General features: G+C 72.4%; 15 protein-coding genes. 8 read left to right on the top strand and 7 right to left on the bottom strand.

The genetic code is table 11. The features are described 5' to 3' along the window. Nucleotides 1–66: 66 nt before the first annotated feature. Nucleotides 67–303 (bottom strand): DUF3263 domain-containing protein, encoded by a 237-nt coding sequence (locus tag ACFYZ4_RS12465; protein WP_266787284.1) that lies wholly within the window; start codon nt 301–303, stop codon nt 67–69. Nucleotides 304–350: 47 nt separating this feature from the next. Beyond that, nucleotides 351–1,652: an extracellular solute-binding protein gene (locus ACFYZ4_RS12460; protein WP_351292800.1), complete on the bottom strand. Its 1,302-nt coding sequence runs from the start codon at nt 1,650–1,652 to the stop codon at nt 351–353. Between the two features lie 176 nt (nt 1,653–1,828). Here ACFYZ4_RS12460 and ACFYZ4_RS12455 point away from each other — a divergent pair, with 176 nt between their 5' ends. From ACFYZ4_RS12455 to ACFYZ4_RS12445, 3 genes are all read left to right on the top strand, one after another. Beyond that, complete coding sequence (locus ACFYZ4_RS12455; protein WP_351292840.1) at nt 1,829–2,761, top strand: ROK family protein; 933 nt, start codon at nt 1,829–1,831, stop codon at nt 2,759–2,761. After that, on the top strand, nt 2,761–3,924 hold the full coding sequence (gene nagA, locus ACFYZ4_RS12450; protein WP_390783864.1) for an N-acetylglucosamine-6-phosphate deacetylase: 1,164 nt from the start codon (nt 2,761–2,763) through the stop codon (nt 3,922–3,924). The genes ACFYZ4_RS12455 and nagA overlap by 1 nt, the downstream gene beginning before the upstream one ends. A gap of 99 nt (nt 3,925–4,023) precedes the next feature. Further along, complete coding sequence (locus tag ACFYZ4_RS12445) at nt 4,024–4,944, top strand: 1-phosphofructokinase family hexose kinase (RefSeq protein WP_351595741.1); 921 nt, start codon at nt 4,024–4,026, stop codon at nt 4,942–4,944. A gap of 15 nt (nt 4,945–4,959) precedes the next feature. Here the strand turns inward: ACFYZ4_RS12445 and ACFYZ4_RS12440 are convergent, their stop codons facing one another. Both ACFYZ4_RS12440 and cdgB read right to left on the bottom strand, forming a co-directional pair. After that, nucleotides 4,960–5,982 carry a CBM35 domain-containing protein gene (locus ACFYZ4_RS12440; protein WP_384351730.1) on the bottom strand — a complete coding sequence of 341 codons (1,023 nt, stop codon included), beginning with the start codon at nt 5,980–5,982 and terminating at the stop codon, nt 4,960–4,962. Nucleotides 5,983–6,050: 68 nt separating this feature from the next. Then, nucleotides 6,051–7,796: a diguanylate cyclase CdgB gene (gene cdgB / locus ACFYZ4_RS12435; protein WP_351292810.1), complete on the bottom strand. Its 1,746-nt coding sequence runs from the start codon at nt 7,794–7,796 to the stop codon at nt 6,051–6,053. 302 nt (nt 7,797–8,098) lie between these two features. Between cdgB and ACFYZ4_RS12430 the strand changes: the two genes are divergently transcribed. Continuing rightward, nucleotides 8,099–8,671 carry a flavin reductase family protein gene (locus tag ACFYZ4_RS12430; protein ID WP_384351727.1) on the top strand — a complete coding sequence of 191 codons (573 nt, stop codon included), beginning with the start codon at nt 8,099–8,101 and terminating at the stop codon, nt 8,669–8,671. Between the two features lie 115 nt (nt 8,672–8,786). On the opposite strand, the gene arfB is transcribed toward ACFYZ4_RS12430, so the two are convergent. After that, nucleotides 8,787–9,212 (bottom strand): alternative ribosome rescue aminoacyl-tRNA hydrolase ArfB, encoded by a 426-nt coding sequence (gene arfB, locus ACFYZ4_RS12425; RefSeq protein WP_351292814.1) that lies wholly within the window; start codon nt 9,210–9,212, stop codon nt 8,787–8,789. 142 nt (nt 9,213–9,354) lie between these two features. Here arfB and ACFYZ4_RS12420 point away from each other — a divergent pair, with 142 nt between their 5' ends. Both ACFYZ4_RS12420 and ACFYZ4_RS12415 read left to right on the top strand, forming a co-directional pair. Further along, entirely contained in the window at nt 9,355–9,930 is a 576-nt protein-coding gene (locus ACFYZ4_RS12420; RefSeq protein ID WP_351292816.1) for a TerD family protein, read from the top strand. Nucleotides 9,931–10,030: 100 nt separating this feature from the next. Further along, nucleotides 10,031–10,555: a GNAT family N-acetyltransferase gene (locus ACFYZ4_RS12415; protein WP_351292818.1), complete on the top strand. Its 525-nt coding sequence runs from the start codon at nt 10,031–10,033 to the stop codon at nt 10,553–10,555. Between the two features lie 14 nt (nt 10,556–10,569). Here ACFYZ4_RS12415 and ACFYZ4_RS12410 read toward each other — a convergent pair whose 3' ends face one another. Both ACFYZ4_RS12410 and ACFYZ4_RS12405 read right to left on the bottom strand, forming a co-directional pair. After that, the gene (locus tag ACFYZ4_RS12410; RefSeq protein ID WP_390783863.1) at nt 10,570–12,018 is read right to left on the bottom strand and encodes a M1 family metallopeptidase; all 1,449 of its coding nucleotides are present in this window, start codon (nt 12,016–12,018) and stop codon (nt 10,570–10,572) included. A gap of 32 nt (nt 12,019–12,050) precedes the next feature. Continuing rightward, nucleotides 12,051–12,620 carry a heme-binding protein gene (locus tag ACFYZ4_RS12405; protein ID WP_351292822.1) on the bottom strand — a complete coding sequence of 190 codons (570 nt, stop codon included), beginning with the start codon at nt 12,618–12,620 and terminating at the stop codon, nt 12,051–12,053. 363 nt (nt 12,621–12,983) lie between these two features. On the opposite strand from ACFYZ4_RS12405, the gene ACFYZ4_RS12400 reads away from it, so the two are divergent. Next, a complete protein-coding gene (locus tag ACFYZ4_RS12400; RefSeq protein WP_390783862.1) occupies nt 12,984–14,147 on the top strand; it encodes a sensor histidine kinase in 1,164 nt (387 codons plus the stop codon). Beyond that, complete coding sequence (locus ACFYZ4_RS12395) at nt 14,144–14,764, top strand: response regulator transcription factor (RefSeq protein WP_351292826.1); 621 nt, start codon at nt 14,144–14,146, stop codon at nt 14,762–14,764. The genes ACFYZ4_RS12400 and ACFYZ4_RS12395 overlap by 4 nt, the downstream gene beginning before the upstream one ends. Nucleotides 14,765–14,803 lie beyond the last annotated feature (39 nt).

Raw genomic sequence — 14,803 nt, 5'->3', positions numbered from 1 at the left:
CGGAGCCCGTCACCGGACCAGTCGCAGGGCCTGTCGCGGGGCCTGTCGCCCGGCCACGCGCCCGGTCTAGCGCCGGGCCCGCTGGGCCTCGCGGATCCGCCGGAGCCGGTTGACCGTGCCCGGTGCGTGGGCCAGCGCCCGCGGGTCGTCCATCAGCGCGTTGAGCAGCTGGTAGTAGCGGACGGGGGGCATCCCCAGCCCTTCCCGTATGGCCCGTTCCTTGGCTCCGGGCCCGGGCCAGGTGCGTCCCTCGTACGCGAGCACCGCGGCCTCCGTGGCCGTCAGCTGCCCCTCGTCCGTCATACCGCCAGATTAACGCCGCCGTCTGACACCGGGCGCGCCGCCACCGCTCAGCGCGGGTCCGCCGCCCGCGCCGCCGTGGCGATGTCCTCCAGCACCTTCGCCGGCTGTCCGCCGGGCTGGACGGTCTTGCCGATGTTCTGCTTGATGTCCTCGCTGACGCCCGCCCAGGACTTCTTGCCGACGGGGTACAGCCGCGAGCCGGGCAGCGCCGTCAGGAAGGGCTTCAGCTGCGGCGCCGAGCCGCCCGTGGCGCCCTGCTTGGCCTGGTAGCCGCTGGTGGTGGCCGGGAGCAGGTCGTACATGTCCGTGAAGGTCGTCACGTTCTTCGGCTCGTACAGGTAGTCCAGGAACTTCCCGGACTGCGCGCGGTGGCCGCTCTTGAAGGCCATGACCCAGTCGGCGACGCCCATGGCCGGCTCCGCGGACCCGGTGGCCGTCGGCAGCGGGACCATGCCGAACTTCACGCCCTTGGCCGCGGCCTGCTTCATCAGCGACGGGTGTCCGTTGAGCATGCCGACCTCGCCCTTGGTGAAGGCGTCGAAGGCGGCCTGCCGGTCCAGCTTGCCCGGCTCGACGGGGCCGGTCAGCCCCTGGCCGACCATCTTGTCCCGCAGGAACTCCAGCGCCTTGACGTTGTCGGCGGAGTCGATCGAGTAGGACTCCTCGTTGTCGGTGTAGCCGCCGCCGCCCGAGAGCATCCACATCATCGTCTCGGCCTGTGCCTCCTCGCGGCCCAGCGGCAGCGCGAAGGGGGTGGGCACGCCCGCGCCCTTGAGCTTCTTGGCCGCCGCCTCCAGGTCCGCCCAGCTCTTCGGCTGCCAGCCGGCCTTGGCGTCCTTGCCGATCACGCCCGCGTCGGCCAGCAGCTTCTCGTTGTAGAAGAGCAGCCGGGTGCTGGAGACGAAGGGCAGGCCGTACTGGACCTGCTTGACCTTGCCCGCGTCCGCGAGGGGGCCGAGGAAGTCGGCCTCGGTCTTCACCGAGACCAGCTCCGCCGCCGAGTACAGCTTGCCGGCGGCCGCGTAGTCGGCGTAGGCGCCGATCTGGGCGATGTCGGGGGCCTTGCCGGCCTTGACCATCTCGGCGACCTTGGCGTCGACCTCGGACCACGAGTAGACGGAGACCTCGACCTTGATGCCCGGGTTGGCCTTCTCGAAGCCGTCGGCGAGGCCCTTCCAGTACCCGGCCGAGGAGTTCTGCGGATTGTCCCCGTAGTCGGCCGCCACGACCCGCAGGGTCACCTCGTTGTCTCCGGTGAGCCCGCCGAGGGCTCCGCAGCCCGTCAGCGTCACGGCAGTCAGGCACAGCGCGGCGCCGGACGCGGCCAGGCTCAGGTAACGGCCCTTCACAGTTCTCGATCCACCCCTTGTTGTACGTACGATCCACGTAAGGTCTACACCACTTTGGCGGCTCGTCCACATCGGGATCCCGGCCGGGGTCCGGATTTTGTATGGCCACTCAACAATCCCCCTCAATGGACTAGACCTTTCCACGCCGAGCACGCGAGACTGTCTCTGTGAAACCCGTGAAACACGTCATCGCCCTCGATGTGGGCGGCACCGGGATGAAGGCCGCCCTCGTCGCCGACGACGGCACCCTGCTCCACGAAGCGCGCCGTGCCACCGGCCGCGAGCGGGGCCCCGACGCCGTCGTCGAGACGATCCAGGACTTCGCCGCCGAGCTGCTCGACACCGGCCGCGAACGCTTCGGGCGGCCCGCGTCGGCCGCCGGCGTCGCCGTCCCCGGCATCGTCGACGCCGACCACGGGATCGCCGTCTACGCGGCGAACCTGGGCTGGCGCGACGTACCGATGCGCGCCCTGCTCAGCGCCAGACTCGGCGGCATCCCGGTGGCCCTCGGCCACGACGTGCGCACGGGCGGACTCGCCGAGGGCCGCATCGGCGCCGGCCGCGGCGCCGACCGCTTCCTCTTCGTCCCCCTCGGCACCGGCATCGCCGGAGCCATCGGCATCGCCGGCCGCATCGAGGCCGGCGCCCACGGCTACGCGGGCGAGATCGGGCACATCGTGGTGCGCCCGGGCGGCCCCGCCTGCGGCTGCGGCCAGTACGGCTGCCTGGAGACCCTCGCCTCCGCCTCCGCCGTCAGCCGGGCCTGGGCGGCCGCCTCCGGCGACCCGGAGGCCGACGCCGCGGACTGCGCCAAGGCCGTCGAGGACGGCGACGCGCGCGCCCGGGAGGTCTGGCTGGCCGCCGTCGGCGCCCTCGCCGACGGGCTGGTCACCGCGATCACCCTGCTGGACCCGCGCACGCTGATCATCGGTGGCGGGCTCGCCGAGGCGGGGGAAACCTTGTTCACACCACTACGGACGGCCGTGGAGGAGCGCGTGACGTTCCAGCGGCTCCCCCACATCGTCCCGGCGGCCCTCGGGGACACCGCCGGATGCCTGGGCGCAGGGCTGCTCGCCTGGGATCTACTCGCCACGGAGGTACCTGCCTGATGTCCGGAAGCGCGCGCAGCACTGTTCTCTCCGGCGCCAGGGTGGTGCTGCCCACCGGAACCGTGGCCAACGGCCGGGTCATCATCGACGGCGACCGCATCGCCGGCAGCGCCCACGAGGGCTCGCGGACCGTCGACCTGTCCGGGCACTGGCTCGTCCCCGGCTTCGTGGACATGCACAACCACGGCGGCGGCGGCGCCTCCTTCACCTCCGGCACCGCCGAGGAGATCCTCAAGGGCGTCCGCACCCACCGCGAGCACGGCACCACCACCCTGATCGCCTCCACCGTCACCGGCGACCTGGACGAACTGGCCCGCCGCGCCGGGCTGCTCGCCGAGCTCACCCGGCAGGGCGAGATCGCCGGCATCCACTTCGAGGGGCCGTTCATCAACCCCTGCCGCAAGGGCGCGCACAAGGAGGACCTGCTGCGCGACCCCGACCCGGCGGAGGTCCGCAAGCTGATCGACGCCGCGCACGGCACGGCCCGCATGTTCACCCTCGCCACCGAACTCCCGGGCGGCCTGGACTCCGTACGACTGCTGGCCGAGCACGGGGTGATCGCCGCGATCGGGCACACGGACGCCACGTACGAGCAGACGCGCGCCGCCATCGACGCGGGCGCGACCGTGGCCACCCACCTCTTCAACGCGATGCCGCCCCTCGCGCACCGCGAGCCCGGCCCGATCGCCGCGCTGCTGGAGGACGAGCGGATCACCGTCGAGCTCATCAACGACGGCACCCACCTGCACCCGGCGGCCCTCGAACTGGCCTTCCACCACGCGGGCGCGCACCGCGTGGCGCTGATCACCGACGCGATGGACGCCGCCGGCTTCGGCGACGGGACCTACCACCTCGGCCCGCTGGAGGTCGAGGTCAAGCACGGCGTGGCCCGGCTCGTGGAGGGCGGCTCCATCGCCGGCTCCACGCTGACCCTGGACACCGCCTTCAAGCGCTCGGTGACCCTCGACAAGCTGCCGGTGGAGTCCGTGGTCCAGGCGATCTCCGCCAACCCGGCCAAGCTCCTCGGCCTGTACGACGAGATCGGCTCGCTGGAGCCCGGCAAGTACGCGGACCTCGTCGTCCTGGATGCCGCCTTCGACATCAAGGGCGTCATGCGGCGCGGCGAATGGGTCGTCAGCCCCCTCGCGGCGGCGGCGATCTGACGGCCGAGCGGCTGTAAGGACCGAGGCGGTCGGCCCGAGGACTGGGCCGACCGCCTCGGGTTTGGCATGATCCCGGCAGCAACAGACCCGGGGGTGCCCATGATCCTGACCGTGACGCTCAACACCGCACTCGACGTCACGTACCGCGTGCCGAGGCTGCTCCCGCACGCCTCACACCGGGTCGCCGCCGTCACCGAACGCCCCGGCGGCAAGGGAATCAACGTCGCCCGCGTCCTGGCCGCGCTCGGCCACGAGGTGACGGCGACGGGCTTCACGGGCGGCACGGTCGGCTCCGCCGTCCGCGAACTGCTCGCGCGCACCCCGCAGGTGGTGGACGCGCTCGTGCCCTGCGCGGACGGCAGCCGCCGCACCCTGGCCGTGGTCGACGAGTCCTCCGGCGACACCACCCAGTTCAACGAACCGGGGCCGCTGATCACCTCCGCCGAATGGTCCGGGTTCCTCGCGCGGTACGGGGACCTGGTCCGCGGCGCCCGCGCCGTGGCCCTGTGCGGCAGCCTCCCGCCGGGCGTGCCCGTCGGCGCGTACGCGGTCCTCGTACGGGCGGCCCGCGCGGCCGGGGTCCCCGTCCTCCTCGACACCGGCGGCGAGGCCCTGCGCCGCGGGGTCGCCGCCCGGCCCGAGATCATCAAGCCGAACGCCGCCGAGCTGGCCGAGCTCACCGGATCCCGCGACCCGCTGCCCGCCACCCGCGACGCCCGCCGCCGGGGCGCCCACGCCGTGGTCACCTCGCTGGGCCCGGACGGCCTGCTGGCCGCCACCGCCGAAGGCACCTGGCAGGCCGCCCCGCCGCGCGCCCTGGCCGGCAACCCCACCGGAGCGGGCGACTCCGCGGTCGCCGGCCTGCTGTCGGCCCTGGTGGAGGGGGCGGACTGGCAGGAGCGGCTCACCCGCGCGGTCGCCCTCTCGGCGGCCACCGTCCTCGCCCCGGTGGCGGGAGAGTTCGACCCCCGCACCTACGAGGAGGTACGGGGGTCGGTGAAGGTCACGACGGCCGGCTGAGGCCCGGGGCGTGTCCTAGAAGTTCTCCACCCACAGCTGATCGATGTTGACGTTGCAGCTGTTGCCTGTCTCACACGACAGCTTGATCGTGTTGGTGCCCTTGTCGAGGTTCACCTGGCCCCAGGTCGTCTGCCAGCCCTTCTCCCAGTCACCCTTGGGCGACTTGGCGAAGTTGCGCATGCTGATCGGCGACTCGTTCGCCTTGCCGTTGACGGTGAGGGTGCCGTTGGCGTCCTCGCCCGGGATGCCGAAGCGCACGAAGAACTTGTACTTCCCGGCCTTGGGGACGTCCAGGGTCCACGTCACGGCCGCGCCGGGCTTGTTGAACCCGCCGACGTACTGGCCGCCCGAGCTCTTCGCCCCCGGAATCGTGGATTCCAGGGCCGCGCCGCCCGTGATGGACATGCCCGCGCCGGCCGCCTCGCCCTTGGGCAGCGGGGCCTGGGAGGGCGCGGGAGAGCCGCTCGGCGGCGCGGCCGAGGGGTTCTGCGGGGCCGCCGACTGCTGGCCGCCGTTCGCCTGGTCCTGGTCCTTCTTGTCCTTGTCCTTGTCACCGAAGGCCAGGGCCGCGCCAATGCCGATCACGACCGCGCCGACCACCGCGATGGCGGCGATCAGCAGACCGCGCCGGCTGGAGCCGCCGCCGGCGCCGCCGCCGTGACCGCCGGAGTGCGCGATCGTCTGGGTCTGGTGCTGCGGGGCCTGCGGCTGCTGCGGAACCCCGTAGCCGCCCGCCTGGAGCGCTTCCGGGGCCTGGTACTGGGCCTGGTAGGGCGGCTGCTGCGCGGGGACCTGACCGCGCTGGCCGCCGTTGCGGCGCTCGCCGACCGTCCGCACCTGGTGGTGGGAGGTGCGGGGAACGCCGGGCTGCCCGCCGGAATGACCACCTGCCGCGGGCCCCGGGTAGCCGTATGCGCCGCCCTGACCTGGCGGTGTGGCTCCGGCCGCCTGGCCGTCCTCGTAGAGGTAGCCGAACGGATCGTCGTCCTCGGGCTTGTTCGCCCCACCGTGCGGGCCGTTGTTCGCGGGCGTCGTCATCGCAGGTCACTCCTTTCGACCCCCGGGAGCCTACCCCGAACACGTGCGCCCACGGGTGACAGATCGCCTCAGCCGGCCCTGCGGTGCGCCTTGGAGCGCGACCGCTTCTCGATGTACATCCGCTGGTCGGCGGAGCGCAGCACCTCGTCCGCGGACATCCCGCAGCTCGCCCAGCCGATGCCGAAACTGGCTCCCACCCGCACCGCACGGCCGTCGACCCGGATCGGCGGGATGATCGCGTTGCGCAGCCGGACGGCGAGATCGGCGGCGTCCGCCGCACCCAGGCCGTCGGCGAGGACGACGAATTCGTCACCACCCAGCCGAGCGACGGTGTCACCGTCCCTGACGCCCGTCGTGAGCCTCCGGGCGACCTCGATCAGGACCGCGTCGCCCGTGTGGTGCCCGAACCTGTCGTTGATCGACTTGAAGCCGTCGAGGTCGCAGAAGAGCACCGCGAGCCCCTTCGTCCCGTCGTCGATGTCGGTCGCGGGCGCCACCGTGTGCACGTGGTGGTCGTACGGACCGTCCGCCGCCGGCGTCGCGGCCGGCGCCCCGGGGAACTCGAAGGGGTCGGACCCGGTGTACCGGTCGGGTCCGTCGGCCTGAAAGCCGTGCTCACCGGCACCACCCGCCTCCGCGCGGACCTCGTAGCCGTCGTGCACCGGGCGCCCGTCGTGTCCGTCGCGCCCCTCGAAGGCCGCGTCCAGGGCCTCGACCGCGGTGGCGCGCACGGACTGTGGCCTGCGACACAGCCGGGCGCCGAGCCGGGACCGCAGCTCGGCGCTGTTGGGCAGGCCGGTCAGCGAGTCGTGGCTGGCGCGGTGGGCGAGCTGGAGCTCGTGCCGCTTGCGCTCCTCGATGTCCTCGACGTGGGTCAGCAGGAACCGCGGCCCGTCGGCGGCGTCGGCGACGACGGAGTTGCGCAGCGAGACCCATACATACGTGCCGTCGCGCCGGCCCAGGCGCAGCTCGGCGCGCCCGCCCTCGGCGGAGGTCCGCAGCAGGGTGCCGATGTCCTCGGGGTGGACCAGGTCGGAGAAGGAGTAGCGGCGCAGTACGGAGGCCGGCCGGCCGAGCAGCCGGCACAACGCGTCGTTGGTCCGCAGCAGCCGGCCGTGCTGGTCCCCGCCCATCTCGGCGATGGCCATGCCGCTGGGCGCGTACTCGAAGGCCTGCCGGAAGGACTCCTCACTGGCGCGCAGCGCCTGCTGTTCACGCTCCAGCCGGACCAGGGCCCGCTGCATGTTCGCGCGGAGCCTTGCATTGCTGATCGCAATCGCGGCCTGGAAGGCGTACATCTGGAGTGCTTCGCGCCCCCACGCGCCGGGGCGCCGCCCGTTGCGCGGTCTGTCCACCGAAATGACACCCAGAAGTTCCCCGCCGGACGCGTACATGGGGGCGTAGAGCCGGTCCTCGGGGTGCCACTCGTCCTCGAAGCGCGGATCGGGGCCGTCCGTGTGCCACTGGGGGACGTCGTCCTCCATGAGGATCCAGCCCTCGGTGTGCGGGATGAACCGGAGCCCGTCCCAGTTCTCACCCATCGTCAGGCGGCGTTCCCAGGAGGCGCGGGAGCCGACGCGGCCGGTGATGAGCGCCTCGGCGGCGGGGTCTCCGGCGAAGGCGGCGACGACCAGATCGCCGTCAGGACGTACGAGGTTGACACAGGCGAGTTCGTAACCGAGGCCCACGACGATGCCGTCCACGACGGTCTGCAGAGTGTCCGCCAGGCTCCTGGCCGTATTGAGATCGGCCACCACCCGGTGCAGCTGCCGCAGGGTCGCAAGACGGACGTACGGCTCCGACTCGGTCTCCATTGCTCGCTCTCCCCGAGACCTCGACAGCAACTCCAGGTTTGTCATCGGCGTTTCGTTGCGGTGTCCCGTCCACTGAATCACAGTGAGCTGTGCGGCAGGTACACAGGGTCAACAAATCTTGCTCTCTGTGACTCAAGTCACATGAGATGAATAACGGTACGTGGAGAGGCTCGTGCCGACTGGGAGCGCTCCCCCACATTCCCGAGAGCAAACGATACGCCGGGGCCTAGGCCAAGGGGCGGGGGCGCGACTCGGACCAGGGCCCGATGTGTGGCGCGGGAGGGCGAGATTAGCGTTTCAGCGTGCTGAAGACGACCCCCGTGCCCCGCCCGTCCCACGGAAACCCGCATGCTGAGGGAGTGAGCAATGACGAGTTCCGAGCCGCGATGTCCCGGCTGGCGGCGGGCGTGTGCCTGATCACCGCACACGAGACCCCCCTGACGGCGGACGGCCCGCGCGGCGAGGACGTCGGCATGACGGCGACCGCCTTCATGTCCGTGTCCCTGGACCCGCCGCTGGTCCTGGTGAGCCTGCGCGAGGGCTCCCGGATGGACGACCTGCTCGCGGAACAGCCCCTCTGGGCCGTCTCGGTCCTCGCCGACCACCAGCTCCAGGTCGCGGGCCGCTTCGCGATGAAGGGCCGCATCAGCGACCGCCTGCTCTTCGCGGACCTGGCGTACGTACGCGGCGAGGCCTCCGGCGCCCCGCTGCTGACCGGCGCCCTGGCCACCCTGGAGTGCCGCACCGAGAACCGCGTCGAGGCGGGCGACCACACCCTGGTCATCGGCCGCGTCCTGACGGCATCCCTCCCGTCCCCGGACCAACAACCCCTGACGTACTTCCGCGGCCGCTACAGGCACCTGAACGGCCAGTAGCCGGAATCCGGCCCGGCCGCACACTCCAGCCCCGCCTCACAATCCAGCCTCGCCGGCGTTTGAGGCGCGGGGTCCGGGGCGGAGCCCCGTTCTTTCGGCCTGGGCCGCCCGGCGGCTACCAGTCGCGCCCGGTCCGCCCCCGCTTGGTCTCGGCCCGCGCCTTCTTCTCCCGCAGGCGCCGCTCGTTGATCCCTCGCGGGATCTTCGTCGCCCGCCGCTGCCTCGGCGGCGGAGCCGTCGCCTCCGCCAGCAGCGAAGCCAGCCGCACCAGCGCCATCTCCCGGTTGCGGAACTGCGAGCGGTGCTCGGAGGCCCGTACGGTCACCACCCCGCCCACCAGGCGGGACGCCAGCCGCTCCAGCGCCCGCTCCTTCCACACGTCCGGCAGCGCGTTCGTCGCCGCCAGGTCGAACATCAGCTCCACCCGCGAGTCGGAGGTGTTCACGTGCTGCCCGCCGGGCCCTGAGGACCGCGAGAAGCGCCAGGCGAGCTCGCCCTCGGGGAGCACGACCGAACCGCGGATGACATAAGGACCAGGCATGCCCCCTATGATCCGTGCCCGCCCCCGCCTGCGTCACTCAGATTTCACGGCGGGAACCCGACAGGCCTCTCGTCGCGTTATAGGGGGCAGCGGTAGTTTGACCGCCTGTACGTGCATGTTGGATGAGGAAAGGGACAAACCCATGGCTGTCAGCCTGTCCAAGGGCGGCAACGTCTCGCTCACGAAGGAGGCCCCCGGCCTTGCTGCCGTCACGGTCGGCCTCGGCTGGGACGTCCGTACGACGACCGGTGTCGACTTCGACCTCGACGCTTCGGCCATCGCGGTCAACCCGACCGGCAAGGTCGTCTCCGACGGTCACTTCGTCTTCTTCAACAACAAGTCCACCCCGGACCAGACCATCGTCCACACCGGTGACAACCGCACCGGCGAGGGCTCGGGCGACGACGAGGCGATCAACGTCAACCTCGCCGGCCTGCCGGCCGACGTGGACAAGATCGTCTTCCCCGTCTCCATCTACGACGCCGAGGCCCGCAGCCAGAACTTCGGCCAGGTCCGCAACGCGTACATCCGCGTCGTGAACCAGGCCGGCGGCACCGAGATCGCCCGCTACGACCTCTCCGAGGACGCGGCGACCGAGACCGCCATGGTCTTCGGCGAGCTCTACCGCAGCGGCGCGGAGTGGAAGTTCCGCGCGGTCGGCCAGGGCTACGCCTCCGGCCTCACCGGCATCGCGCAGGACTTCGGCGTCAACGTCTGACGTACGGCCGAGTAGCGCCAAGTAGGGCCAAGTAGGGCTTCAGCGCTGGTGAAGCCCCCTCCCGGCCGTCCGGGGAGGGGGCTTCGCTACCGTTCGACAGGTGATCCTGCAACCGCTCGTCCCCGTCGACGGCGCCCTCCCCGGCCCGGTCCTCACCGAGATCGCCGCCCTCTACTCGACGAACCACGCGTTCTTCGAACTCAGCGGCGACTTCCCCGACCCGGACCGCATCACCGTCGAACAGGTCGCGGCCGCCCTCGCCGACGAACTCGCCCATGACGGCGCCGAGGTCCTCCTCGCCCGTTCCGCCGGCCGCCTCGTCGGCCTGGCCGCCACGCTGGCCCACCATCCGGACCCGGCCGCCGCCGGCACCGACCCGTGGATCGGCCTGCTGCTCATCGACGCCACCGCGCACCGCGAGGGATACGGCCGCGCCGTCGCCACCCTCGTCGAGGACCGCTTCCGCGCCGCCGGACGCACCGGCGTGCAGATCGCCGTACTGGACAACAACCCCAGGGCCCTCGCCTTCTGGCAGTCCCAGGGGTACGCGGAACTGCGCCGGGCCGAGGACCGCGAGCTCGGCCGCCCCTGCACGGTGCTGCGCAAGCCGCTCGAAGCCCCGTAGGCCCAGCCGGCCGGCTACTTGGGGCGGCCCTCGCCGTACAGCCAGACGTCCCAGACCTTCTTCAGGTCGCGCCCCGTCTTCTCCTGCGCGTAGGCGGTGAAGTCGGCCGTACTCGCGTTCCCGTGCCGGTGGTCCGCGGCCCAACCGCGCACCAGGGCGAAGAACTTCTCGTCGCCCACCTCCTGGCGGATCCGGTGCAGGACCATCGCGCCGCGGTAGTACACCGGCTCGTCCGAGATCTGATCGGGCCCGGGCGGGGAGGCCGGCGGGAAGGCGTCCCAGTCGGAGTCGGCCTCCTCGTCCACGGCCGTGTCACCGGCCAGGAACGCCTCGAAGTGCTGCTGGGCGGTGGGCCCGCCGTGGTCCTCGGCCCACAGCCACTCGGCGTAGGTCGCGAAGCCCTCGTTGAGCCACATGTCCTTCCAGGACTTCGGCGACACCGAGTTGCCGAACCACTGGTGGGCGAGCTCGTGCAGGACGAGCTCCTCGCTCTCCGGCGCACCGGAGAACACGGGCTTCGTCTGGGTCTCCAGCGCGTACCCGAGGGTGCCCGCCGGGAGCACGACCGCGCCCGCCGTGCCGAAGGGGTACGGGCCGAACCGGCCGGTGCCCCAGTCCACCATCTCCGGCAGCCGCGCGAGCGCACCCGCGCTCGCGGCCGCCTCGCCGGGCGCCACGGCGTTGTAGAGGCCGGTCCCCGACGGCGTCCGCCCCGTCGTCACCTTGTACGGGCCGACGACGGCGGTGGCCAGATAGCTCGCCATCGGCTCCGGACTGTGCCACGCGAAGACGGTCCGCCCGTCCGCGTCCTCGGTGCGGGAGGCCAACTCGCCGTTCGACACGGCTTCGTAGCCCCGCGGAACGGTGAGGGTGATGTCGTAGGTGGCCTTGTCACTGGGGTGGTGGTTGCCCGGGAACCAGGTCATCGACCCGACCGGCTCACCGACACCGACCGCACCGGCCCGCGCCCGCGCGCTGCCCCGTCCGTCCCCGCCGTCCTCGGTGGTGATCCACCCCTCCTTGGCGCCGTCCGCGTCCGTGAGGGTCTTCGGCTTGCCGCCGTACTCGACCTCCGTACGGAAGACCTCACCCTTCTTCAGGTCCTCGGCCGGGCGCACGGTCAGCTCGTTGCCGGCCCGGTTGTACCGGGCGCCGACGCCCTGCACGGTCACGCCCTCGACCTTCAGACCGCTGAGGTCGAGGTTGAAGGAGCTGAGGCCCTGCTCGGCGCGGGCGGTGATGACGGCCGTACCGTGCAGCTCCCCGTCGGCGGGGTCGTAGTCCAGGTCCAGCGCGTAGTGGTCGACCTGGTAGCCGCCGTTGCCGGCCTTGGGGAAGTACGGGTCGCGCAGGCCCGACGCGCCCGGCCGCCCCTGCACCGCGCCTCCCGTACACGCCGTGGTGAGGGCGAGGAGGGAGACGACGGCAGGGGCGGCGAGACGGAGGAGTGCGCGGTGTTCCACGCACTCGATCCTAGGCGGGCTGCCCGTACGGACTACTTGCCCAGGGCGTCGACACCGGCCTTGGCGAACTTCTCGTCCAGGTCACCGCTCGGGGCGCCGGCCACACCGATGCCCGCGACGGGCGCGCCGTTCGCCTGCACCGGGGTGCCGCCGCCGAGGAAGAGGGTGCCGGGGATGTCCTTCAGGTTCGGGGTCTGGGCGAGGCGGCCCACGAGCACCGAGGTCGGGGCGTTCCAGGACACGGCGGTGAAGGCCTTGCGCTGCGCCGACTCGTAGGACTGCGGGCCGGCGCCGTCGCCGCGCAGGGTGACGATGGTGTTGCCGTTGCGGTCCACCACCGCGACCGTGACCTTCTGGTTCTCGGCCTGCGCGGCCTGCAGCGCGGCCTGGGCGGCGCGGGTGGCGGCGTCGACGGTGAGGTGGGTGGTCGTGGTGAAGTTCTTGTCGCTCGGGCCGTCCTTCTTGCCGGCGACGGCGGCGGAGGCGGCGGCCGGGGCGGCGTCGGCGGCAGGGGTGGCGCTGGCGCTCACGGCACCGAAGGCACCGGCGCCCAGGGCGACGGCGAGGGCGGTACCGGTGAGAACGCGAGTGCGGGTGTTCATCTCTGCTCCTTGAGAACGGTGACACGGTGACACGGTGACGGCATCGGTTCGGTCCGGGCCGGTCGGACCGGCTCCTTCACTGCTCCAAGCCTGTCCCCGAACCCCCCGCCACCCCGTCCCCGTACCGGCTCCCGCCACCCACCGCACCGGTTGACGCAAGGGTCATCCAATCGGCCGATGCGCCCCGCCTCCACCCCGGTATCTCCTGGCCAGACCCCCGCGCTTGCAGCCCCGCCCGGCACCATCCAGCCTCGCCCAGCACAACCCAGCCCCGCCGGCGTTTGAGGCGCGGGGCCCGGGGCGGAGCCCCGGCGGCGGCGCCGCACCCGACAACGGACGCATGCCCCGACCGAGGAGCACCCAGTGACACCCGCCCCGCCGCGCGACGACACCCGCACGCTGGCCACCGTCGCCCACACCGCCTTCTTCCTCCTCCTCGGCGCCTCCCTCCTCCGCTTCCTCCTGCGCCACCCCGGCGAACCCCGCACCCCGTGGATCATCGCCCTCAGCATCACCCTGGCCCTGCTCTACGTACTCGGCCCCGCCCTCGGCGCCGCCCCCACCGCCCGCCGACTCCTCTGGCTCGGGCTGGTCGTCACCACCTGGGTGGTCCTGGTCGTCCTCGCGCCGAGCTTCGCCTGGTGCGCCGTACCGCTCTTCTTCACCGCCCTGCGCACCCTCCCGCCCCGCGCCGCCGTCGTCCTGGTCGCCCTCCTCACCGGCTTCGTGGTGATCGCCCAGCTGAAGCTGTCCAAGTCCTTCGACCCCAACCTGCTCCTGGCCCCGCCCGCGGTCGCCGCCCTCGCCACCGCCGTCTTCGTCCACATGGAACGCCAGGCCCAGGCCCAGCGGACACTGATCGACGACCTGATCCGCACCCGCCGGGAACTGGCCGCCACCGAACGCCGCGAAGGCACCCTCGCCGAACGGCAGCGGCTGTCCATGGAGATCCACGACACCCTCGCCCAGAACCTGTCCAGTCAGCAGATGCTGCTCCAGGCCGCCGACCGCACCTGGGACTCCGACCCGGCCACCGCCCGCGCGCACGTCCGTACCGCCACCGGCATCGCCGCACACGGACTCGCCGAGGCCCGCCGGCTCGTCCACGACCTGGCCCCGTCCGAGCTCGCCGACGGCGCCGGACTCGCCGAGGCGCTGCGCGCCCTGGACGCCGGCCCGGACATCGAGGTCCGCTTCCACCTCGAAGGCACCCCCGCCCCGCTCCCGGACCGCGTCCAGTCCGCCCTGCTGCGCATAGCCCAGGGCGCGCTGGCCAACGTCCGCGAACACTCCGGCGCCCGCACGGCCGCACTCACGCTCAGCTTCCTCGGGGACCAGGTGGTCCTGGACATCGCCGACGACGGCCACGGATTCGCCGAGCCCCGTACCGACGCCGCCGAGCGCGGCCACGGCCTCCCCGCGATGCGGGCCCGCGTCCGCCAGCTCGGCGGCACCCTCACGATCGAATCCGCGCCGGGCGAGGGCACCGTCCTCTCCGCGGCCATCCCCCTGGAGCCGGCCCCATGACGACGATCCTCCTCTGCGACGACCACGTGGTGGTCCGCGCCGGCCTGCTCGCCCTCCTCGGCAGCGAGCCGGACATCGAGGTCCTCGGCGAGGCGGGCAGCGGCGAGGAGGCGGTCGCCCTCGCCGCGAAGCTCCACCCCGACGTGGTGCTGATGGACCTCCAACTCGGCGAGGGCATCGACGGGGTCGAAGCCACCCGCCGCATCACCGCGCTCCCCCAGCCCCCACACGTCCTGGTCCTCACCACCTACGACACGGACGCGGACATCACCCGGGCGATCGGCGCGGGCGCCACCGGCTACCTCCTCAAGGCCGAACGCCCGGAGGAGCTCTTCGCCGCCATCCACTCGGCCGCCCAGGGCCGCACCACCCTGTCCGCGCCCGTCGCCAGCCGTGTGATGGCCCACATGCGCGGCACCCGCCCCACCCTGACCGACCGCGAACTGGACATCCTCGGCCAGCTGGCCCGCGGCCTCGGCAACCGCGACATCGCCCGCGCCCTGTTCATCAGCGAAGCCACGGTCAAGACCCACCTGGGCCGCATCTACGACAAGCTCGGCGTCGACACCCGCGCGGGCGCGGTCTCGGTGGCGAAGGAACAGCGCCTGTTGCCCTGACACCGGAGGTGAGCGGCCGCGGCGCGCGTGACACCATCG

This window comes from Streptomyces sp. NPDC001513 (genome assembly GCF_042894695.1).
Taxonomy (GTDB): Bacteria; Actinomycetota; Actinomycetes; order Streptomycetales; family Streptomycetaceae; genus Streptomyces.
Note: the sequence above shows the minus strand (reverse complement) of the source record. Positions and strands in the feature narration are given on the sequence as shown.

Excerpts from the sequence above, each read along its gene's own strand:
- ACFYZ4_RS12445 (WP_351595741.1), top strand. The coding sequence starts at position 4,024 with ATGATCCTGACCGTGACGCTCAACACCGCACTCGACGTCACGTACCGC.
- ACFYZ4_RS12440 (WP_384351730.1), bottom strand. The coding sequence starts at position 5,982 with ATGACGACGCCCGCGAACAACGGCCCGCACGGTGGGGCGAACAAGCCC.
- ACFYZ4_RS12395 (WP_351292826.1), top strand. The coding sequence starts at position 14,144 with ATGACGACGATCCTCCTCTGCGACGACCACGTGGTGGTCCGCGCCGGC.
- cdgB (WP_351292810.1), bottom strand. The coding sequence starts at position 7,796 with ATGGAGACCGAGTCGGAGCCGTACGTCCGTCTTGCGACCCTGCGGCAG.
- ACFYZ4_RS12465 (WP_266787284.1), bottom strand. The coding sequence starts at position 303 with ATGACGGACGAGGGGCAGCTGACGGCCACGGAGGCCGCGGTGCTCGCG.
- arfB (WP_351292814.1), bottom strand. The coding sequence starts at position 9,212 with ATGCCTGGTCCTTATGTCATCCGCGGTTCGGTCGTGCTCCCCGAGGGC.
- ACFYZ4_RS12420 (WP_351292816.1), top strand. The coding sequence starts at position 9,355 with ATGGCTGTCAGCCTGTCCAAGGGCGGCAACGTCTCGCTCACGAAGGAG.
- ACFYZ4_RS12405 (WP_351292822.1), bottom strand. The coding sequence starts at position 12,620 with ATGAACACCCGCACTCGCGTTCTCACCGGTACCGCCCTCGCCGTCGCC.
- nagA (WP_390783864.1), top strand. The coding sequence starts at position 2,761 with ATGTCCGGAAGCGCGCGCAGCACTGTTCTCTCCGGCGCCAGGGTGGTG.